The organism is Microbacterium sp. EG9, from assembly GCF_059759475.1.
The window spans coordinates 554,240-574,525 of sequence record NZ_CM186217.1 but is presented as its reverse complement, the minus strand read 5'-3'; the positions used below and the strand labels follow the sequence as shown (position 1 = coordinate 574,525).

Annotated in this window: 17 protein-coding genes; 5 read left to right on the top strand and 12 right to left on the bottom strand. The window is 72.8% G+C overall.

The features are described 5' to 3' along the window. Positions 1 to 2: 2 nt before the first annotated feature. The 7 genes from AC6CQV_RS02510 to AC6CQV_RS02480 form a co-directional block, all read right to left on the bottom strand. Positions 3 to 2,825, bottom strand: a complete 2,823-nt coding sequence (locus AC6CQV_RS02510; RefSeq protein WP_498260162.1) for a hypothetical protein — start codon at positions 2,823 to 2,825, stop codon at positions 3 to 5. A 146-nt stretch (positions 2,826 to 2,971) separates the two neighbouring features. Beyond that, a complete protein-coding gene (locus AC6CQV_RS02505; protein ID WP_498260161.1) occupies positions 2,972 to 4,093 on the bottom strand; it encodes a glycosyltransferase in 1,122 nt (373 codons plus the stop codon). Positions 4,094 to 4,097: 4 nt separating this feature from the next. Further along, positions 4,098 to 5,573, bottom strand: a complete 1,476-nt coding sequence (locus AC6CQV_RS02500) for an LCP family protein (protein WP_498260160.1) — start codon at positions 5,571 to 5,573, stop codon at positions 4,098 to 4,100. Further along, complete coding sequence (purE, locus tag AC6CQV_RS02495; protein WP_191009570.1) at positions 5,570 to 6,037, bottom strand: 5-(carboxyamino)imidazole ribonucleotide mutase; 468 nt, start codon at positions 6,035 to 6,037, stop codon at positions 5,570 to 5,572. The genes AC6CQV_RS02500 and purE overlap by 4 nt, the downstream gene beginning before the upstream one ends. 252 nt (positions 6,038 to 6,289) lie before the next feature. Beyond that, on the bottom strand, positions 6,290 to 7,405 hold the full coding sequence (locus AC6CQV_RS02490) for a 5-(carboxyamino)imidazole ribonucleotide synthase (RefSeq protein WP_258186424.1): 1,116 nt from the start codon (positions 7,403 to 7,405) through the stop codon (positions 6,290 to 6,292). A gap of 91 nt (positions 7,406 to 7,496) precedes the next feature. Further along, positions 7,497 to 8,069, bottom strand: coding sequence for a PH domain-containing protein (locus AC6CQV_RS02485; RefSeq protein ID WP_498260159.1), 573 nt, complete (start codon positions 8,067 to 8,069; stop codon positions 7,497 to 7,499). A 78-nt stretch (positions 8,070 to 8,147) separates the two neighbouring features. Beyond that, complete coding sequence (locus tag AC6CQV_RS02480; protein WP_498260158.1) at positions 8,148 to 8,927, bottom strand: biotin--[acetyl-CoA-carboxylase] ligase; 780 nt, start codon at positions 8,925 to 8,927, stop codon at positions 8,148 to 8,150. A gap of 170 nt (positions 8,928 to 9,097) precedes the next feature. Here AC6CQV_RS02480 and AC6CQV_RS02475 point away from each other — a divergent pair, with 170 nt between their 5' ends. Both AC6CQV_RS02475 and AC6CQV_RS02470 read left to right on the top strand, forming a co-directional pair. Next, on the top strand, positions 9,098 to 10,699 hold the full coding sequence (locus AC6CQV_RS02475; RefSeq protein WP_060960968.1) for an acyl-CoA carboxylase subunit beta: 1,602 nt from the start codon (positions 9,098 to 9,100) through the stop codon (positions 10,697 to 10,699). Next, positions 10,696 to 10,950 carry an acyl-CoA carboxylase subunit epsilon gene (locus AC6CQV_RS02470; protein ID WP_060960969.1) on the top strand — a complete coding sequence of 85 codons (255 nt, stop codon included), beginning with the start codon at positions 10,696 to 10,698 and terminating at the stop codon, positions 10,948 to 10,950. The genes AC6CQV_RS02475 and AC6CQV_RS02470 overlap by 4 nt, the downstream gene beginning before the upstream one ends. A 248-nt stretch (positions 10,951 to 11,198) precedes the next feature. Here AC6CQV_RS02470 and AC6CQV_RS02465 read toward each other — a convergent pair whose 3' ends face one another. From AC6CQV_RS02465 to AC6CQV_RS02450, 4 genes are all read right to left on the bottom strand, one after another. Continuing rightward, the gene (locus AC6CQV_RS02465) at positions 11,199 to 12,236 is read right to left on the bottom strand and encodes a hypothetical protein (protein ID WP_101306733.1); all 1,038 of its coding nucleotides are present in this window, start codon (positions 12,234 to 12,236) and stop codon (positions 11,199 to 11,201) included. Beyond that, positions 12,233 to 13,489 carry a sensor histidine kinase gene (locus AC6CQV_RS02460; RefSeq protein WP_498260157.1) on the bottom strand — a complete coding sequence of 419 codons (1,257 nt, stop codon included), beginning with the start codon at positions 13,487 to 13,489 and terminating at the stop codon, positions 12,233 to 12,235. The genes AC6CQV_RS02465 and AC6CQV_RS02460 overlap by 4 nt, the downstream gene beginning before the upstream one ends. Continuing rightward, on the bottom strand, positions 13,479 to 14,147 hold the full coding sequence (locus tag AC6CQV_RS02455; protein ID WP_060960971.1) for a response regulator transcription factor: 669 nt from the start codon (positions 14,145 to 14,147) through the stop codon (positions 13,479 to 13,481). Before AC6CQV_RS02455 ends, AC6CQV_RS02460 begins: the two co-directional genes overlap by 11 nt. A 69-nt stretch (positions 14,148 to 14,216) precedes the next feature. Beyond that, positions 14,217 to 15,560 carry a class I SAM-dependent RNA methyltransferase gene (locus AC6CQV_RS02450; protein ID WP_498260156.1) on the bottom strand — a complete coding sequence of 448 codons (1,344 nt, stop codon included), beginning with the start codon at positions 15,558 to 15,560 and terminating at the stop codon, positions 14,217 to 14,219. Between the two features lie 199 nt (positions 15,561 to 15,759). Here AC6CQV_RS02450 and AC6CQV_RS02445 point away from each other — a divergent pair, with 199 nt between their 5' ends. The 3 genes from AC6CQV_RS02445 to AC6CQV_RS02435 all read left to right on the top strand — a co-directional run bounded on the left by AC6CQV_RS02445 (position 15,760) and on the right by AC6CQV_RS02435 (position 18,760). Next, positions 15,760 to 16,437, top strand: a complete 678-nt coding sequence (locus tag AC6CQV_RS02445) for a Maf family protein (RefSeq protein WP_498260155.1) — start codon at positions 15,760 to 15,762, stop codon at positions 16,435 to 16,437. Positions 16,438 to 16,515: 78 nt separating this feature from the next. Then, on the top strand, positions 16,516 to 18,312 hold the full coding sequence (locus tag AC6CQV_RS02440; RefSeq protein WP_101306736.1) for an acetyl/propionyl/methylcrotonyl-CoA carboxylase subunit alpha: 1,797 nt from the start codon (positions 16,516 to 16,518) through the stop codon (positions 18,310 to 18,312). A 1-nt stretch (position 18,313) separates the two neighbouring features. After that, positions 18,314 to 18,760 carry a hypothetical protein gene (locus AC6CQV_RS02435; RefSeq protein ID WP_101306737.1) on the top strand — a complete coding sequence of 149 codons (447 nt, stop codon included), beginning with the start codon at positions 18,314 to 18,316 and terminating at the stop codon, positions 18,758 to 18,760. A 54-nt stretch (positions 18,761 to 18,814) separates the two neighbouring features. On the opposite strand, the gene AC6CQV_RS02430 is transcribed toward AC6CQV_RS02435, so the two are convergent. Further along, entirely contained in the window at positions 18,815 to 20,266 is a 1,452-nt protein-coding gene (locus AC6CQV_RS02430; RefSeq protein WP_061782051.1) for an NAD(P)H-quinone dehydrogenase, read from the bottom strand. Between the last annotated feature and the right edge of the window lie 20 nt (positions 20,267 to 20,286).

Sequence of the window (20,286 nt, the reverse complement as noted above, 5' to 3'; positions counted from 1 at the left end):
GGTCAGGTCACGTTCGCGCCGAGGGGCAGCTGCGCGAGGCTCCCGGACGTCACCGTGAGGACACGCGGCGAGGCCGTGCCGGCCAGACGCACGAGCGCCGACATCGACGTCACGTGACGCCGTTCGCCGCCCTGGAGGACGTAGACCTCCGCGGTGCCCGACACGCGAACGAACACGGCCTGCGGCGCGTCCGCCGAGACGGTCAGCTTCGCGCAGGCCTCCGCTCCGAGATCGGACGGCGTGAATCCGGTCGCATCCGCGAAGGCGAACAGCGTGCCCGATGCCGCCACGTAGACGGTGCCGCCGCAGCGGACGATCGGAGACAGGGTGCCCGCCTGCGTGAAGGAGGCCACGACCGCGGCCGGGACGCTGACCACCGATGACCGGGCGATCCCCAGGTCTTCGGTCACGCCGAAGGACGGGACGTGGAGGATGCGCGCACCCTCGATGGGCAGCCACACCGGCGCCTCACCGGTCGCCTGGATCGGGGTCCCCACCGTCACCGACACCTGCGGATCCCCCAGCGGGAACTGCGCGAGGGTGCCGGCCGTCACGTTCAGCACGCGCGGCGACGACGTCCCCGCCAGCTCGACGAGCTTGGCCATCGAGGTGACGTGCGCGCGGCTGCCGTTCTCGAGGAGGTAGACCTCCGCCGTGCCCGACACCCGCGCGAAGATCCGCTGAGGCGCATCCGCGGAGAGCGTCAGCACCCCGCACACGGCCGGGCCGAGATCGGATGCGGTGAAGCCGGCGGCGTTGGAGAACCGGTACAGCGTCCCGGACGCGGCCAGGTACACGGCCCCGCCGCACGAGACGATCGGCGAGAGCGTGCCCGCCTTCGGCAGGGAGGCGACCACGGATGCCGGTACGGACGTCACCGACGAGCGCGGGATGCCGAGGTCCTCGGTGACCCCGAAGGAGGGGACGTGCAGCAGTCCGCCGCTGCCGATGGGAAGCCACACGGGCGCCTCGCCGACGCCCTGGATCGGGACCCCGGCCCCCACGGAGAGATACGCCGGCCCGATCGGGATCGGGCTGAGGGACGCCGACGAGACGGTGAGGACGCGGGGCGACGCGGAGCCGGCCAGCTCGGACAGCTTCTGCCGGGAGGTGACGTGGCGGCGCACGCCGCCTTCGAGAACGTAGACCTCCGCGGTTCCCGATGCCTGCACGAAGATCTTCTGCGGCGCATCGGTCGACAGCTTCAGCGTGCCGCACACGGCGGATCCGAGGTCCGAGGCCGAGAACCCGGAGGCGTCGGAGAACGGATACAACGTCCCCGACGCGGCGAGGTAGGTCTTGCCTCCGCAGGCGACGACGGCCGAGAGCGTCCCCGACTGCGTGAAGCCCGCCAGGTCGTCGGACGAGACCTCGACGACGGCACTGTTCAACCCGATGTCCGACGTCACGCCGAAGGACGGCACGTAGAGCAGACGCCCGCCGTCTGCCACGGCCCAGACACGTTCGTCGCCCCGCATGCGCACGAGCTGCCCCGTCGCGAAGCGCAGACGGTCGATCTTGTACGTGCGCACGGTCGCGGCCGACATGACGGCGGCGTAGGGGTCGGTGACCCCGGCGCCCTCCTTCAGGGCGCGCGCGTCGAAATACGGCACGAGGGAGGTGCCCGAGATCGCGTGGATGCGTCCGCCCGCGGTCAGTCGAGCGAACGTCGTCATCTCGCTTCCCGCGCCGAGCCTGCTGAACACCTCGGGGCCGACGTTGGTCAGGCCGGAGCCGCAGGCGCCGCCCCAGGCCGACACCAGCGTGCAGCTGGAGAAGCGATGCGTCGTCCCGCCGTCGAGGTAGGCGACGACCAGGGTGGAGTTGTTGCGCAGGTACCGCGTCGCGTCGCCGGCATCGGTCGTCGCACCGTTGAGCAGCGACGCGGAGACCGGCGAGGGGTTCCCGAACGCCGCCTGGTAGGCCGGCCAGTCCGCTGCCGTCACGTGGTAGCGCTTGCCCGCGGTCATCAGATAGATGTCGGCTCCGACGTTGTACAGCCCGCCGTCGGCGAACTGCGTCGACCCGAACCAGCTCGTGTAGTAGTTGAAGAAGTTGCGGTTGCCGTAGCTCGAGCAGCCGTCGCCGAGTCCCCAGCCGGCCGCGAGCGATGCGGCGTTGGGCTGGTAGGGCGTGTAGTTGTACAGCGCGGCGGTAGCGTAGTTCTGGATGTTCAGGTTGGTGCCGCCGCACGCGGCGTTCGGGTTGTAGCCGATGTAGTTGACGCCCGGCTGCTTGCCGAAGCGTCCCGCCTTGTAGATCTTGAGCTGACGCACGCCCTGGACGATCTGCGGGCCCACGCCGGAGTAGGCGGGATCGCACGGCGCGGTGTCGGGGCAGGACGCGCCCATCGCCGCCTGCAGATTCCAATCCGAGGGGGCACTGCTGGTGACGAGCCCCTGCTCCTTCTGGAGTGTCACGAGAATCGCCTTGGCCGAGATCCCGCAGGCGACCTGGATGCGGTAGATCAGCTCCGACACCCGCATGGTCCCGCCCTGCAGCGCGGAGCACACCAGATCGCCGGTGGCGGCCGAATACCAGGTGTCGCGCGAGGAGACGCTCGCGTTCAGCACGTTCAGGCACTTGCCGTTGCTGCAGCTGCCGATCTTGGCGTCGAGGAACGCCTGGATCTCCGCGGACGACATCGCGTTGCCGTCGTAGAACAGGGCGTCCGAGATGATGTTCTCGGGGTTGAACCCGGTGACCGCCGCCGTCTTGACGACGCCGCCGCCGACCGCGGGGCTGACCGCCGCCGACGCCTCGGACGTCGCCGAGGCGGGGGTGGCGAGGACGAGCGAGCCGATCAGCGCGACGGTCGCGGTCACGGCCGCCGCGAGCATTCGCCGCGTCGCGAGCCGGGCGGGACGGGGGGACCGGCTTCGGATACGCACGTGACCATTGTTACTGATGTGAAGTCCTGATACCACCCTGGGAGTCCGGACACGCCGCGGACACGCGCCTCGGCGCGAGTTCACAGGTCGGCGTGCAGCTGCCAGACCCGCTCGGCCGCGCTGAGCCAGGAGAAGGCGCGTCCGCGGTCTGCGGCGAGCACGGCCTGCCGCTCGACGACGGCCGTCGACGACAGCAGGCCCGCGAGCGCGTCCGCGAAAGCGCCGTCCTCGTCCGCCGGCACCAGCACGCCGCCGTCCCACACGATCTCCCGGTGCGTCGGCGAGTCCGCGGCGATGACGGGCACGCCGACGGCGAGCGCCTCGACGACCCGCCACGGGAAGCCCGCGAGCCGGCTCGGCGCCAGCAGCGCGACGGCACCCCCGAGGACGGCCGCACGATCGGCATCCTCGAGCGTCCCCCGCACGTGCACGCGGCCCTCCGCCAGACCGGACGCCGCGGCGAGGTCGGCGAGAGCGGGCTCCGCGCCCTCGGGGGCGTCGAGCACGACGACGGGCAGGTCGGCTCCCGAGGTGGCGATCGCCGTGAAGGCGTCGGCGAGACCTGCGGATGCCGCCGCGGAACCGGACACGACGAGGCACCCGTCCGGGATGTCGAGCGCGCGGCGTCGACCCACCTCGTCGGTGGGCACGGCGAAGCGCGCGGGTGCGGCGCCGGCGATGACGCGGAGGCGGTCGCCCAGGGGGGCGATCTCCGCGAGCCTCTCCGCCATCGCATGGGTGGGCACCACGACGGCGTCGGCATGTTTGACGGCGCGCTTGAGCATCGCCCGATGCCACGCGACGGCGGGACGCGACATCTCCGCGGCGCGCTCCCACGCGGCGAGGTCCCACATCGTGACGACCGTCTGATCGTTCTCGTGCACCCGATCGTGCTTCACCAGGGGCGCGAGGGAGGTGGGCGAGTGGATCATCCCTCCCCCGATGCCCGGTGCGATCCCGAGCTGCCACGAGGCGGCGAGCTCACGGCGCGGCAGCGAGGCGCGCGTGACGTCGACGAGGCCGGGAACGGCGGCCTCCAGCGCGGCGGACGCGTCGGGAACGGACGGCACGATCGCGGCGACGTCGCACCCCGACGGCGCGGTCGCCACGAGCGCGCGGGCGATCTCGCGGGTGGCGATCGCGAGATCGGCGTCGGTCGCGGCGACGATCTGATCCAGCACCAGGCGGAGGGTGGCGGTCATGACCTCAGCCCTCGGGGGTCGGCGTGGGCGAGGGCGGGTAGAGCGCCTGCTGGATGAGGTCGCGCACGTGCGCGTACTCGTCGGCCGTCGGCTCGTCCGTGTCGATGCCGGCGCCCTCGGGCGTCAGCTCGAGCGTCTGCACGGGCTGCTCCTTCGCCTTGACGCCGAGCTGCACCAGATACCCCAGCATCGAGTCGGGGATGTCGGTCTTCACGAGGTCCTCCCCCGCCGCGGCGACCGCCTGGAAGCGGCTGAGGACGTTCGCGGGGTTCGCCTGCGCCAGGATCGCCTGCTGCAGCTCCCGCTGACGGCGCATGCGGTCCCAGTCGCTCGTGGTGTACCGCGACCGCGCGTACCACTGCGCCGTGTCGCCGTCCATGTGCTGCGCTCCGGCCTCGATCCAGCCGATCGCCCAGTCCTCCGCCGGCTCCCCCTCGTAGGTGGGACCGCCACCCTTGGGCAGCCGCTCCTGGACGGTGATGTCCACGCCGCCGAGTGCGTCGACGATGTCGGCGAACCCCTTCATGTCGACGAACACGTAGTACGGGATCTGGATGCCGAGGATGCCCTCCGCGGCATCCTTCGTCGCCTCGATGGCGGGGGTGGAGCTCTGCGCGGCGGCGTCGGGGTAGATCTCCGCGCCTCCGTCGGGCTGGCAGATCTCGACGGCGTTCATGAGCTGGTTGATGCCCGGACCCCAGCCGCACGTCTGCGAGGGGTGGCCCTCGAACCCGTCGGGATAGCGGTCGTGCATGGGTCCGTCGGCGAACGGCGCGTAGGCGAGGTCGCGCGGGATGCCGGTGATGTGCACGGCGCCGGTGTCGGCGTTGACCGAGACCACCGAGATGCTGTCGAATCGCATCGAATCGCGCCCCAGGCCGCTGTCGGCGCCGAGGAGCAGGAAGTTGTAGTACCCGTCGGAGGGCGGCACCGGCGGGGCGTTGTTCGTGAAGATCGACGCGATCGCCTCGCGAGCCGGAGCCAGCAGCTGCTGCGCGGCGTACACGGCGCCGCCGCTGCCGACGACGAGGCTGAGGATCGCGAGCACCGCGACGATCGGCCGGGAGCCGCGGCGGACGTTCACCAGCCGGATCAGCCGGAGCGTGTCGATCGTGAGCACGACCCACAGCACGGCGTACGCCAGGAGCACGAGCTGGATGACGAGCAGCGCGAACCCGTTCGTGCCGATCGTGAAGAGCAGCGACGGCCAGATCAGCGCGGCGACGCCGGCGAGCACGACGACCACCCACATGAGCAGGGTCGCCGTCAGGCCCACCCGCCCGAGGCGCCGGCTGCCGGCGAGGGCCTGAGCCGAGCCGGGCAGGAGGAAGTTGAGGGCCAGGAGCCACCAGGCGCGCCGCGTCATGACCTGCGGCGAGCGGGTGTCGGGGCGACGCATCGGCTGCTCGCCGACGATCACGCCTCCCCCGGCACCGCCTCCCGCGCCACGGGGCGGACGCGGCGGGGCGGCGATGCTCACAGCGATTCCTTCAGACGCAGGTTCTTCTCCTCGACCTGCTCCTCGAGGGTCCGCGCGTACTGCTCGACACGGTCGGCCAGTCGCGGGTCGGACGAGCCGAGGATGCGGGCCGCGAGCAGTCCGGCGTTCTTGGCGCCGTTGATGGACACGGTCGCCACCGGGATGCCCGCGGGCATCTGCACGATGCTGAGCAGGGAGTCCAACCCGTCGAGCGTCGCGAGCTGCACCGGCACACCGATGACGGGGAGGGAGGTGACCGACGCCAGCATGCCGGGCAGGTGCGCCGCGCCGCCGGCACCGGCGATGATCGCACGGAGGCCGCGGCCGCGGGCCTCACGGCCGTAGCGCAGGAGCTTGTCGGGCGTGCGGTGGGCCGAGACCACCTCGACCTCGTGCGGGATCGTGAACTCGCTGAGCACCTGCGAGGCGTCGCTCATGACCCGCCAGTCGGAGTCCGACCCCATGACCACGCCGACGAGAGGGGATGCCGAGGAATGCAGGGGTCTTGTCACCCGACAAGGCTATGGCGGCACCCTGGAAGAACCCCGGAACGCCACGCTCGAGAGCCGTCGGTGACGAGCGTCGGAGTCATGCCCTCATGCCCGTCGACATCACCCGCGAGCACGCCCATGCCCACCGATGGTCCGACGTTCGTCACGCAGCAACCGCCGACCCACCCCCACGATCGGGCGCGGGCCGGAGGGCGGAGGGGCGCGTCAGTCGGTGAAGAAGGCCGCCGCCGCGCGGGCCTCGTACACCACGGCATCGAGATCGTCGCCGACGGCGTTGACGTGCCCGACCTTGCGCCCGGGGCGGGGCGCCTTGCCGTAGGTGTGCACCTTGACGGCGGGATGGGCCTCGAGCACCGCGGGGAATCGACTCTCGAGCGTGTCGTGCTGCGGACCGCCGAGGATGTTCACCATGACCGCCCACGGCTGCCGCGGGGACGCGTCGCCCAGCGGAAGGTCGAGGACCGCACGCACGTGCTGCTCGAACTGTCCGGTGACGGCGCCGTCCTGGCTCCAGTGGCCGCTGTTGTGCGGGCGCATCGCGAGCTCGTTGACGAGCAGCCGCTCGTCGGTCGTCTCGAACAACTCGACGGCGAGCATGCCCGTCACGCCGAGACCCTCCGCGATCGCGGTTCCGATCTCGGCCGCGACCTCGGCCAGACGTGCGCCGCCGCGCGGGGCGGGCGCGATCACCTCGGCGCACACGCCGTCGCGCTGCACCGTCTCGACCACGGGGTAGGCGAGCAGCGCACCGGACGGTCGTCGCGCCACCTGCTGGGCGAGCTCGCGGGAGAAGTCCACGAGCTCCTCCGCCAGCAGCGCGCCGCCGTCGAACCAGTCCGCGACCTCCGCCGGGTCGCTGACGACGCGCACGCCCTTGCCGTCGTAGCCGCCCCGGGGCGTCTTGACGACGGCGCGGCCGCCGTGGGCGTCGAGGAACGCCCGCAGCGCCTCGGCATCGGCCACGGCCGCCCAATCGGGCTGCGGCATCCCGAGCTCGTCGAGGCGGGCACGCATCGCGAGCTTGTCCTGCGCGAACTGCAGCGCGTCGGGCCCGGGGTGCACGCGCACACCGTCGTCCACGAGCGCGCGCAGCACCTCCTGGGGCACGTGCTCGTGATCGAAGGTGAGCACGTCCACGTCGCGCGCGAACGCGCGCACGGTCTCGAGGTCGCGGTAGTCGCCGGTCGCGGTCGCGGCGATCGCGGCGGCCATCCCGGGCTCCTCGGCGAGCACCCGCACCTGCACGCCCAGCTCGACGGCCGGCGCGATCATCATCCGCGCCAGCTGACCGCCGCCGACGATTCCGAGGGTGAGTGCCATGGTGCTCCCTTTCGTCCGCTCCATCTTCTCAGGTCGACGAGAGGGCGCTCCGCCACCGCGGCCGCGCTGTCCGCCGGCCGGGCCGCACGGGCTACGGAAGCGGGGGCGGGTCCGGGATGACCGTGGTCGCGGCATCCCACCGGGCGTCGCGATGGGCCAGGATCTGGCTCACCTCGACCTGGTCGGACAGCGCCTCGTGCAGGAGGCGGACCGCGGGGACGTTCACGAGCCGGAGGGGCTCGTCGACGCCGTTGGAGAGCACCAGCGTTCCGGCGCCCCACAGCCGCTGCAGCGGACCGCGGCGCTCCGCGATCGTGTAGCCGCGCGCGTGCAGGAGCTCACGCCGGCGCTGGCCGAAGGTCCCGGACTGCTCGACGACGCGCCGCGTCGTGACCGTGTAGGTGTGCGACAGCCACCGCAGGTACGGGAGGACAACCAGCAGGAGGACGACGGCGCCCGTCGCCGCCCACAGCATCCAGTCCTCGAACGGAGCGGGGAGATTGCCCGTGAAGTAGCCGGCGGCTCCGGCGGCGACGATGAGGACGAGCGCCGACCAGAACAGCCGGCGCGCGTGTCCGCGCACGCGCGCGATGCGGCGCTCGGGTGTCGGCGCGCCCGGCGCGGGCGTGGCGGGTCGCCCGGGGTACGCGGTCGGCGAGGTCACGCTCTCATTGTGCCGGTCACCGCGCCGAAACGGGGCGTGACCGGGCCGAGGTCCGCGATTCGCCCGCCGCCGGCGCGATCAGCGCACGTGCACGACGTCCCCGGCGCCCACGACGCTCTCCGGGCCGTCGTCGGTCGCGACGACGAGCCGACCGTCGGCGTCCAGCCGCGCGGCCGTGCCTTCGATGACCCCGCCGTCGGGCAGCGAGACGGTCACCCGCGTGCCGAGCGTGCCGCAGCGCGCGACGACGTCGGAGGCCACCGCGGCTCCCCCGCCGACGGCCAGGCGGGCGATGCGGTCGCGGAGCGCGTCGAGGAACGCCGCGACGAGCCGGTCCTCGTCAGCGACGGCCCGCAGGGCGGCGAACGAGGTCGCCGTGGGCACGGGCAGCTCCGCCTCGGACATCGTCGTGTTCACACCGGCGCCGACGACGACCGTGTGCGGATCCGAGGGAACGACCTCGACGAGGATGCCGCAGATCTTGCGGCCGTCGACGAGCACGTCGTTCGGCCACTTCACCGCGACGTCGTGGGCGGGCAGCTGGGCGGCGACCGCGTCGACCATCGCGGCGCCCGTGACGAGCGGGATCCAACCCCGGTCGTGCACGGCGACGGCGCCGACGCGCAGCAGCACCGACACCGCGAGGGCCGATCCGGGGGGCGTCACCCAGGTGCGGCTCAGCCGGCCGCGGCCGGCGCGCTGGTCGCGGGTGAGCAGCACCGACAGGTGCGGATGCCCGTCCGGATCGTCCTCGGCATCGCGGACGAGCTTGGCGTTGGTGGAGTCGACGGTGTCGATGACGTGAACGTGGGGCGAGACAGCGGCCGTCAGGGGATAGCCCTCGGTGGGAATCGACATAGCGTCACCCTACGCCGCACCCGCGAGGCCGGACGGCGCGTCGTTCCGCGGCATCCCACAATCGAATCGCCGTCTCGTTGTGAGCGTCCCCCAACCGACGCACGGGGGCGGTCGCTAGGGTGGGAGGCGTGCCAGAGCAGCCAGACGAAACCGTGCAGCCAGACGAAACCGTGCAGCCAGACCACTCCGCGCAGCCCGACCTGTCGACGACGGCCGGCAAGATCGCCGACCTCCGCGCCCGCTACCAGGCGGCCGTCGTGGATGCCGAGGCCACCGCGCGCGACAAGCAGCACGCGAAGGGCAAGCTCACGGCGCGCGAGCGCATCGAGATGCTCGTGGACCCCGGGACCTTCGTCGAGTTCGACGAGTACGTGCGTCACCGCACGACGGCCTTCGGCATGGACCGCTCCCGCCCGTACGGCGACTCGGTGGTGACCGGCGTCGGCACGATCCACGGCCGCACGGTCGCCGTCTACGCGCAGGACTTCACGACCTTCGGCGGGTCGCTCGGCGAGGTGGCCGGCGACAAGATCATCAAGATCATGGAGTTCGCGCTGCGCGGCGGCATGCCCATCATCGGCATCCTCGACTCCGGCGGCGCCCGCATCCAGGAGGGCGTGGTCGCCCTCGGCAAGTACGGCGAGATCTTCCGCCTGAACACGGCGGCCTCCGGCGTCATCCCGCAGATCTCGATCATCATGGGCCCGGCGGCCGGCGGCGCGGTGTACTCCCCCGCGCTCACCGACTTCGTCGTCATGGTCGACAAGACCAGCCAGATGTTCGTGACGGGTCCCGACGTGATCAAGACGGTCACGGGCGAGGACGTCGGCATGGAGGAGCTCGGCGGCGCCTACACGCACAACACCCGCTCCGGCGTGGCGCACTACCTGGCCGAGGACGAGGACGACGCGATCGACTACGTCCGCTCGATGGTCGGCTTCCTGCCCGACAACAACATGGCCGAGATCCCCGTCTACGAGAACGAGTTCGAGTGGGAGACCACCGACGCCGACCGGACGCTCAACACGGTCGTGCCCGACTCCCCCAACCAGCCGTACGACATCCACCAGGTGATCTCCCACATCGTGGATGCCGGGGACTTCCTCGAGGTGCAGCCGCTGTTCGCGCCGAACATCGTCATCGGCCTCGGCCGTGTCGAGGGCCGCACCGTCGGCATCATCGCCAACCAGCCGTCGCAGATGGCCGGCACCCTGAACATCGAGGCGGGCGAGAAGGCGAGCCGGTTCGTCCGCTTCTGCGACGCGTTCTCCATCCCGATCCTCACCCTCGTCGACGTCCCGGGCTACCTGCCCGGCACCGACCAGGAGTGGACCGGCGTCATCCGCCGCGGCGCCAAGCTGCTGTACGCGTACGCCGAGGCGACCGTCCCGCTCGTCACGGTCATCCTGCGCAAGGCCTACGGCGGCGCCTACATCGTGATGGGCTCCAAGCAGCTGGGCGCCGACGTCAACCTCGCCTGGCCGACCGCCGAGATCGCCGTCATGGGCGGTCAGGGCGCCGTCAACATCCTCTACCGCGGCGAGATCCGCAAGGCGGAGGAGGCCGGCGAAGACGTCGCGGCGGTGCGTCAGCGCCTCGCGAACGAGTACACCTACAACGTCGCGTCGCCGTTCCTGGCCGCCGAGCGCGGCGAGCTCGACGGCATCATCGAGCCCGCCCAGACCCGCGTCGCGGTCGCCAAGGCACTGCGGTCGCTGCGCGGGAAGCGGGCCAGCCTGCCCGCGAAGAAGCACGGTAACATCCCGCTATGACCGCGTCCGCCACGCCGCCGCCGAGCGCGGCTGCCGCCGGCGCGGATGCCGTGCGCATCGATGTCCGCCGCGGCGACCCCACCCCGGAGGAGCTGGCCGCCGTGCTCGCGGTGGTCACCGAGGCGTACGAGCGCGAGGCCGCCGACGCCGTCGCCGACGAGACCCCGCGGCGATCGGCCTGGGAGCTCTCGGCCCGGAACCTGCGCGCGCCCCTGCGGCGCGAGATCGGCTGGGGACGCTTCGCGGGCTGACCCGCTGTCTTTGTCCCCCAAAATACCTACAGACACAGCTTCTCGGAGCCGGAAGAATCGATATCGCTGGAACGCTTCTGCGTTCGGTCGGTTCCGCTTGATGAGCGGATCGGCCCTTCGCGAGTCGGTTTTCGGGTAACCACTCGCATGGCGAGGGGCGGGCGGCTTCGCCGCCCCTCGCCTCCTCTTCCTCTCGAGCCGCTCTCTCGGGGCCACTTTCTCGAGGCCGCTGTCTCTGGCCGCCGGCCTCACCCGCGGCGCGGGATCTCGCTCCAGAGGTCCACCTGGTCCTCACCGTCGTCGGACGGGGTCCGTCCCACGACGGTGACGGCGATCTCCTCGTGCGCGGCCGCGCGCACGTAGACGCGTTCCGAGTCGGCATCGGCCAGCACCTCCGCCAGGCGTGCACGGATCACCGCGCGCTCGGCGGGCGACAGCCCGTCCAGTCCGCCCTCGTCCAGCACCGAGACGATGGTCCCGCGCTCCCGGGCGGCGGACAGGGCGGCGCGGACGGCCTCGTCCAGCAGCGCCGACCCGCGAAGCTCGTCGCGCAGCGCTTCCTCCGCGATACGGGCCGCTCGTCGCTCGCCCTCCGTCAGGCGCCCCCGGGTCTCGATCGTCCGGGTGAGCACGGGCCCCGCCAGCGCGAGCGCGCGCTGCACCTGCGTGCGCCGCTCGCGCCGCGTCCCCTCCTGAGCCGCGAGCCATTCGGACGCCGCGCGCTGCAACGCGGTCAGTTCCGCCGTGTCGGATGCCGCGCGGTCGACGAGCCAGGTCAGCAGCTGCGCCACCCCCACCCACAGCACGGCGCCCACGACGCCGAGCGCCAGCGCGTCGACCGGCCCGATCCACAGGGCCGCCTCCGCGGCCAGCAGGAGCACGCCGACCCACGCGACCCACGGACGTCGGCGCACCATGACGATGGCCAGCAGCGCCCCGACCGCCCCCACGCTCCAGGTGCCGATGTCGGTGCGTCGCGCCTCCGTCCCCACGGCGACCCAGCTCGCGTTCGGCACGAGCACCGCCGTCGCCAGCGCCAGCACCGCGGCCCATGCCGGCAGCACCGAGCGGTGTCCGAGGTCGCCGGTGATCGGGTCTCGTCGCGACGGCTTGGATCCGGAGTTCCAGAAGACGCACACCCAGGTGGTCGCGAGGTAGAGCGCCACCGCGACCAGCTGCACCGCGACGTGCGGCGGTGGGCTCGACCACAGCACGGCGCCCGCGGCGAGGTAGGAGGTGAAGGCGATCGCGAGCACCGAGAGCGTGGCGCGCACCCGCAGGTTCATCGCGGGTACTCCCAGTCGAGGGTGACGACGGTTCCGGCGGCGGTGGTCCGCACGCGGGCCCGGCCGCCGACGGCGGCCATCCGCGCGACGATCGATCCGCGGATGCCGAGGCGGTCGTCGGGGATGGCGGCCGGATCGAAGCCCGGTCCGCGATCGACGATCTGCACTCGCACACGAGCGGCATCCGCGCGCAGCGACACCTGCAGCCCGCGCCCGTGGGCGTGGTCGATCGCGTTGCTCACCGCCTGCGTCGCCGCGAGCACGAGCGCCCGGGCCACCCGCCCCGGCAGCACCGGGGCGTCGGCGGCGACCTCCCCCGCGACCGGGGCGGCCCCGTCGAGCTCGGCGACCACGGCGCGGAGGGTCGCGGCGACCGCGGCGGCCGCGACGGGCTCGTCGGGACCCTCGCCGGAGTCCTGGTCGGTGTTGGCGAGACGGGTCAGCGCCTCGCGCGCCATCGCGGCGGCCAGCGCCTCCTCGCGCGGTGTGCCGGCGCGCTCGGCGGCGATGAGGGCGGCCAGCACGCTGTCGTGCATGAGGGCGGCGACGGCCACCCGTTCGGTCTCGGCCGCGTTGGCCGCGGCGGCCTCGGCGTAGGAGGCGACCGCGTCGCTGCGGGCGCCGTCGATCCCCACGGCCACGCTGCGCAGCAGCCAGCCGAGCGTGATCACGACGGCGGCCAGGATGGCCGCGAAGACGGCGTCGCGCACGACGTCGACGGTCTGTGCGGCGTCGGCGCCCAGCTGCGTCACGCGCGCGATCGCATAGAGCAGCGGCACGAGGGCCGCCCAGACGATCTGCACGGGCAGCCGGAAGGCGAGGACGGCGGCGGAGGTCGCGACGTTCAGGAGGTACCAGATCCACGGCGCACCCGCCGCCTCCTCGGCACGGCCCTGCGTCACCAGCGGCCAGCACAGCAGCGCGACCGGGAACACGACCGCGAAGACGCCCGCCGCGGTGCGCACCCCCACTCCGGCGACGCACGCCGCGATCATCACCCCGAGCGGGATGAAGACGGCCAGCAGCAGCGGCAGATGGGCGGCCGGATTCTCCTGACGGGAGGCGAGGGCGTTCAGGAACGACTGCGCCCCCAGCACGGCGCACCCCAGCGCCACCACGACACGGATGATCCGCTCGACCCGCGCCTGCGTGAAACGCTCGGCGCCGGCCGCGATGTCGCCGAGCGGGCGACGCACCGCCGGATCGACGGCGATCGGCGGCACACCGGCCGGTGACGACCCGTCAGTCGCCACCGGCGCCCGCTCCGGCGTGGCCGGGCATGAGGCCGTCTTCCATCGCTCGGCGCAGGAGATCGACCTTCGTGGGTGCGGGACGGCCGACCTCGACGTACTTCACGCGCACCCGCGTGATGTTCTCCTTGGCCGTGGAGTAGGCGATGCCGAGACGGTCGGCGACCGCCTTCAGCGGAAGGCCGGCGGCGTACAGGCGCAGGACGTCGCGCTCGCGCTTGGAGAGCTGGGCGTCGGCGAACGCGCGGTCGCCGTCCACCGCGCTCGCCCACTCCACGTTGTCGAGCGCCTCTCCGCGCGCCACCGTGCGGATCGCCGCGATGACGTCGTCGATGCGGGACGCCTTGCTGATGACGCCGGCGGCGCCGGCGGCGAGCGCCTCGCGCACGGCCCCGGGACGGTCGGCGACGCTGTGGATCAGCACGGGCGAGCCGTCGGCGACGAGGCTGGAGACGTTCTCCGTGACGGTCGTCCCGTCACCCAGGGTCAGATCCAGCACGACGATGTCGGCGGGGGCCGCTCCGGATCGCTGCCGCCATTCCAGGTAGGCGCGCACACTGCTGCCGGAGAACACGACGTCCTTGGTCACGGCGCGTGCACACGCGGCCTCGAGCCCGAGCCGCACGGACTCGTGGTCGTCGATGAGAGCCACACGCGTCATGGGGTCAGCCTAACCATGACGCGTGGCGCCGACATCCGCCGAACGGGTGAGTTCCGCGGCGCCGTCGGCTCACTCGGCGCGTTGCAGGACCGCCACCGCTTCGACGTGATGCGAGTGCGGGAACAGGTCGCGCGCCTCGATGCGACGCGGCTCGTAGCCGTGCTCACGGAAGCTGCCGAGGTCGCGCGCGAGGGCGACCGGATCGCAGGCGACGTACACGACGGATGCCGGGGCCAGCGCCGCGATGCCGTCGACGACCGCACGGCCCGCTCCCGCCCGCGGCGGGTCGAGGAGGATGACGCCGCGGCTCAGCCGCGCGCGCTCGGCGGCGCCGGCGTCGGCGTTCAGCCGGGCGAGGAAACGATCGGTCCGCCCCGTCTCGGCGCGCGCACCGACCCAGTCGGCGAGGTTCTCGCCGGCGTGCTCGGTCGCGCGCGGATCGGATTCCACCGAGGTCACCCGGGTGGCGGCTCCGCCGAGCTCGCCGAGGGTGGCGGCGAAGAGCCCGACGCCGCCGTAGAGGTCCAGATGCTGGGCGGTGTCGTCGATGCCGCCCAGCTCGCGCAGCGCCTCGGCCACGACGGCGGTCAGGGTGTGCGCCGCGAGGCGGTGCACCTGCCAGAATCCGCCCGCGTCGACGCGGAAGCGCCGTCCGGCCGCCTCCTCCCAGACCACCTCGGCGGCGGCATCCGCCCGGCCGGGGCCCGCGGAGGCAGACGCTCCGGCGCGGTTGCGTCCGCGACCCCTCCCGCGTCCGGCGCGTTCCGCTTCGGGACGCGGCACGATCCGCACCCGCCCGTCGGCGGGCTGGACGAGGTCCACCCGACCGGGCCGGGCGGTCAGCTCCCGCGCGGCACGGGCGATCTCCGCCGTCGCCAGCGGCAGGTCGTCGACCGGCACGACGCGGTGGCTGCGCGCCGCGTAGGGTCCGACGCGTCCGTCCGCGTCGACGTGCAGGCTGACCCGGGTGCGCCAGCCGGTCGCATCCTCCGACTCCGCGGCGAGCACCTCGCCGTCCGCACCGTGCAGCGCCGCCGCGCCCGAGACGGTCACCTCGGCATCGGTCAGCCCCCCGAAGCGCTCGAGGGCGTCGCGGAGCACATGCTGCTTCAACGCGCGCTGGCGCTCGAGGGTGATGTGGCCGAAGTCGGCACCGCCGGGGCGCAGGTCGGGGTCGACGTCCAGGTCGGCCGCCGCCCAGACGTGGGCGCGCCGATCGGGCGAGGCGTCGAGCACCTCGACCGTGGCCGCGCGCCAGAACGACGACTTCGCGGTGTCGGTGAGACGGGCGCGCACCCGTTCGCCCGGGATGGCGTCGGCGACGAACACGACGCGTCCCTCGTGGCGGGCGACGAACACACCGCCGTGCGCCACGTCGGTGATGTCGAGGTCGATGAGGTCGCCGGAGTCCATCCTCCGATGCTGTCACGTCGGCCGAGCGCGCGCCGACCGCCGGTGACGATCGTCGGATTCTTGTCCGTCCTCCGGCGCTCGGCCGCGCGTCCGGCTCGCGCGCAGCGGAAACTCCGACGTTCGTCACGCGCGGGGGCGGGCGGGTGCCGGCGGGGCGGGCGGGGGCGGGGGCCGTGGCGGGGACCGTACCCTTGACGGCATGCGCGTCTGCCTGGCCTCCACCTCGCCCGCCCGCCTGATGCTCATGCGGCAGGCGGGGATCGAACCGATCCTGCGCGCCCCGCAGGTGGACGAGGAGGCCGTCATCGCCGCGGTCGAGGCGAGCGAGCACCGGGTGCTGCCGCCGGACGAGCACGTGCTGCTGCTGGCCCGACGCAAGGCGGCCGACGTCGCGTCCGCGCTCGTGCGCGACGACCCCGACTTCGACGGACTCGTCGTCGGGGGCGATTCGATGTTCGAGATCGACGGACAGGTGCTCGGCAAGCCGCTGCGGCCGGAGGTCGCGGTCGCGCGGTGGGAGCAGATGAGAGGACGCACCGGCATCCTGCACTCGGGGCACAGCGTCATCCGGGTGGCCCCGGGGATGCCGCCGCGCGAGGAGCACGCCGTCGCCGCGGCGTCGGTGGGTTTCGTCGCCGACGTCTCCGACGCCGAGATCGCCGCCTACGTCGCGACCGGCGAGCCGTTGCAGGTGGCGGGGGCGTTCACCGTCGACAGCCTCGGCGGTCCGTTCATCGACCGGGTCGAGGGCGACCCCTCCACGGTCGTGGGGATGTCGCTGTCGACCGTCCGCCGGCTCTGCGCGCGGCTCGGGGTCGTCTGGACCGATCTGTGGGCACCGCCCGAGCAGGCGCCGGAGGCGGCGGCGTCTTCGTAGGCTCTCGCACACGATTTCCCGACGATCTTGTGCGGGTGATCCAAATGCGGGGGGTCGGACGTGGGTAGGCTGACATCCATGCCACGCTCACTGGACCTGGCGGCCGCGCGCCCGCAGATCACCAAAGTGCTCATTGCGAACCGCGGCGAGATCGCCGTCCGGGTGATCCGGGCCGCCCGCGACTCCGGCCGCGGGTCGGTGGCGGTGTACGCCGATCAGGACCGCGACGCGATGCACGCGAAGCTCGCGGACGAGGCCTACGCCCTCGAGGGCGCCACGAGCGCGGACACCTACCTCTCGATCGAGAAGATCCTCTCCGTCGCCCGCCGCTCCGGCGCCGACGCGGTGCACCCCGGCTACGGCTTCCTCGCCGAGAACGCCGAGTTCGCCCGCGCCGTGATCGCCGCGGGCCTCGTCTGGATCGGCCCGTCGCCCGAGGCCATCGAGGCGCTCGGCGACAAGGTCACCGCCCGGCACGTCGCCGAGAAGGTCGGCGCCCCGCTGGCGCCGGGCACGCCCGGGCCCGTGGCCGGAGCCGACGAGGTCATCGCGTTCGCCGAGCAGGTCGGCCTGCCGATCGCGATCAAGGCCGCCTACGGCGGCGGCGGGCGCGGGCTGAAGGTCGCCCGCGAGCTGGACGAGGTCGCCGAGCTGTTCGAGTCGGCCACGCGCGAGGCGGTCGCCGCCTTCGGCCGCGGCGAGTGCTTCGTGGAGAAGTACCTCGACAAGCCCCGTCACGTCGAGACCCAGTGCCTCGCGGATGCCGAGGGCAACGTCGTCGTGGTCTCGACGCGCGACTGCTCGCTGCAGCGCCGTCACCAGAAGCTCGTGGAGGAGGCGCCGGCGCCGTTCCTCACCGAGGAGCAGAACCGCACGCTCTACGACTCCTCCAAGGCGATCCTGCGCGAGGTCGGCTACGTGGGCGCGGGAACGTGCGAGTTCCTCATCGGCGCCGACGGCACGATCTCGTTCCTCGAGGTCAACACCCGGCTGCAGGTGGAGCACCCCGTGTCCGAGGAGGTCACCGGCATCGATCTCGTGCGCGAGCAGTTCCGCCTCGCCGAGGGCGGTGTGCTCGACTACGACGACCCCCAGCCGACCGGCCACTCGATCGAGTTCCGCATCAACGGCGAAGACCCGGGGCGCGGCTTCCTCCCCCAGCCCGGCCGCATCCACCAGTTCAAGACCTTCGGCGGCCCCGGCATCCGTCTGGACTCCGGCGTCACCGCCGGCGACAGCGTCTCGGGCGCGTTCGACTCGCTGCTCGGCAAGCTCATCGTCACCGGCCGCGACCGCGCGGAGGCGCTCGAGCGTTCGCGCCGCGCGCTCGACGAGTTCGAGGTCGCCGGCATGCCCACCGTGCTGCCCTTCCACCGCAAGGTGGTGCGCGACCCCGCCTTCACCGCGGAGGACGGCCGCTTCGGCGTGTTCACGCGCTGGATCGAGACCGAGTTCGTCAACGACATCGCCCCGTGGGACGGCGAGGCGGAGTCCCCGGCGGAGGCCGAGCCGCGCCACACCGTCGTCGTCGAGGTGTCGGGCAAGCGTCTCGAGGTGAGCCTTCCCGACCGCATCGCGGTCGCTCCCGCGAAGATCGGTCGCCCGGTCGCCGTGCCGCCGTCGCGCCGCTCGCACGCCCCGTCGGTGTCCTCGGGCGCGTCGGGCGACGCCGTCAAGGCGCCGATGCAGGCCACGATCGTCAAGGTCGCGGTCGAGGACGGGCAGCCCGTCGTCAAGGGCGACCTCGTCGTGGTCCTCGAGGCCATGAAGATGGAGCAGCCGATCCAGGCGCACAAGGACGGCGTCGTCGGCGCCATCAACGCCGACCCGGGAACCACCGTGTCCGCCGGCCACCAGCTGCTCACGATCTCCTGACATGACCGCCCGTCGCCGCCGTCTCGCCCTGGTCGCGGCCGCGGCATCCGCCGTCGTGCTCGTCGGCTGCAGCACGGGCCCCTCCGACGCGGACCGCGCGGCATGGTCGGCCTGGTCGGAGTCGGTCATCGGCTCGGCGCCGGACACGGCCGTCGGCGGCATGCTCGCGGCGGTCGAGGGCGGGCCCGCGGCGACGCTGGACTTCGCCGAGCCGAGCCCGTTCCGCGCGGTCGAGCTGCGCTGCATCGGCGCCGACCGCGCACAGTTCGCCCTCGTCTACACGGCGGGCGGACAGACCCTCAGCACCACCCAGGACATCGTCTGCCAGCAGGGCGCCCTGCGCACACCCATCGCGATCCCCACCGCCGTGCAGAACCTGACGGCCGTCAGCGTGTCGGCGACCTCTCCCGAGGGCACCGGCATGTGGACCGCCCAGGTGCAGCACTAGCCGTCGCGTTCACCCCGCGGCGGGCGGCGCAGGCGGATGCCGGCCCCCGGCCGGTCAGCCGAAGAAGTCGTCGTCGCGGTTGACGAGGTGCATCGCGCGCGTGGCGTCGGTGATCGAGCCGCTCAACGAGGGGAACACCGCGAACACGCGCGAGACCTGATCGACGGTCAGGCGCCGCTCGACGGCGATCGCGATGGGGTAGATCAGCTCCGACGCCCGCGGGGCGACGATCACGCCGCCGATCACGGTGCCGCTGCCCTCGCGCGCGATGATCTTGACGAAGCCGTCCTTGATCCCCATCATCTTCGCGCGCGCGTTGGCGGTCAGCGGGAGCTTGTAGACGTAGCCGTTGATCGCGCCGGTCTCCAGGTCCTTCTCCTGCCGTCCGACGGTCGCGATCTCCGGCGCCGTGAAGATGTTCGCGGTGATCCGGCGGCGCTCCAGCGGGATGACGGTGTCGCCCAGGGCGTGGAAGATCGCGGTGCGCCCCTGCATCGAGGCGACGGAGGCGAGCGGGACGAAGGTCGTGCAGTCGCCGGCGGCGTAGATGTTGGGAACCGACGTGCGCGCGACCCGGTTGACGCGGATGTGACCGGAGTCGGTCAGCTGCACGCCGGCATCCTCGAGGCCGATGCCGGCGGTGTTCGGGATCGATCCGACGGCGAGCAGGCAGTGGCTTCCTTCGACGGTGCGCCCGTCCGAGAGGGTCACGACCACGCCGTCGCCGGCGCGCTGCACACTGTCGGCGCGCGACTTCGAGAGCACCGTCATCCCGCCGCGGGTGAACACCTTCTCCAGGACGGCGGCGGCGTCGGCATCCTCGCCGGGCAGCACCTGATCGCGACTGGAGATGAGCGTGACCTTCGCCCCGAGGTTCATGTAGGCCGACGCGAACTCCGCGCCGGTGACGCCCGAGCCGACGACGATGAGGTGCTCGGGAAGCGCCTTCATGTCGTAGAGCTGGGTCCACGTGAGGATGCGCTGGCCGTCGGGCTTGGCCGTCGGCAGCTCGCGCGGCGAGGCGCCCACGGCGACGACGAGCGTGTCCGCCTCGACGCGGTCGAAGTCGGTGCCGCCGGGGCCGGTGGCGACCACGAGGGCATGATGGCCGTCGAGGCGTCCGTGGCCGGAGATGATCCGCACGCCCGCATCGACGAGCTGGGCCCGCATGTCGTCGGACTGCTGTCGGGCCAGCGACAGCAGGCGCTTGTTGACGGCGGCGAGATTGATCGCGACCTCGGGCTTGAGCGCGACGCCGCTCTCCCCCTTCGCGAAGAACTGGACCCCGAGGTCGGACGCCTCGGAGATCGCGACCGCGGCATCGGCCGTGGCGATGAGGCTCTTGGAGGGGACCACGTCGGTGATCACGGCGGCACCGCCGACACCCGCGCGCTCGACGAGGGTGACGTCCGCGCCGAGCTGCGCGGCGGCGAGCGCCGCCTCGTAGCCGCCGGGGCCGCCGCCGAGGACGGCGACGGACTGGGTGTTCACGAAGCTCGACGACATTGCTCCATTCTCTCAGGCGC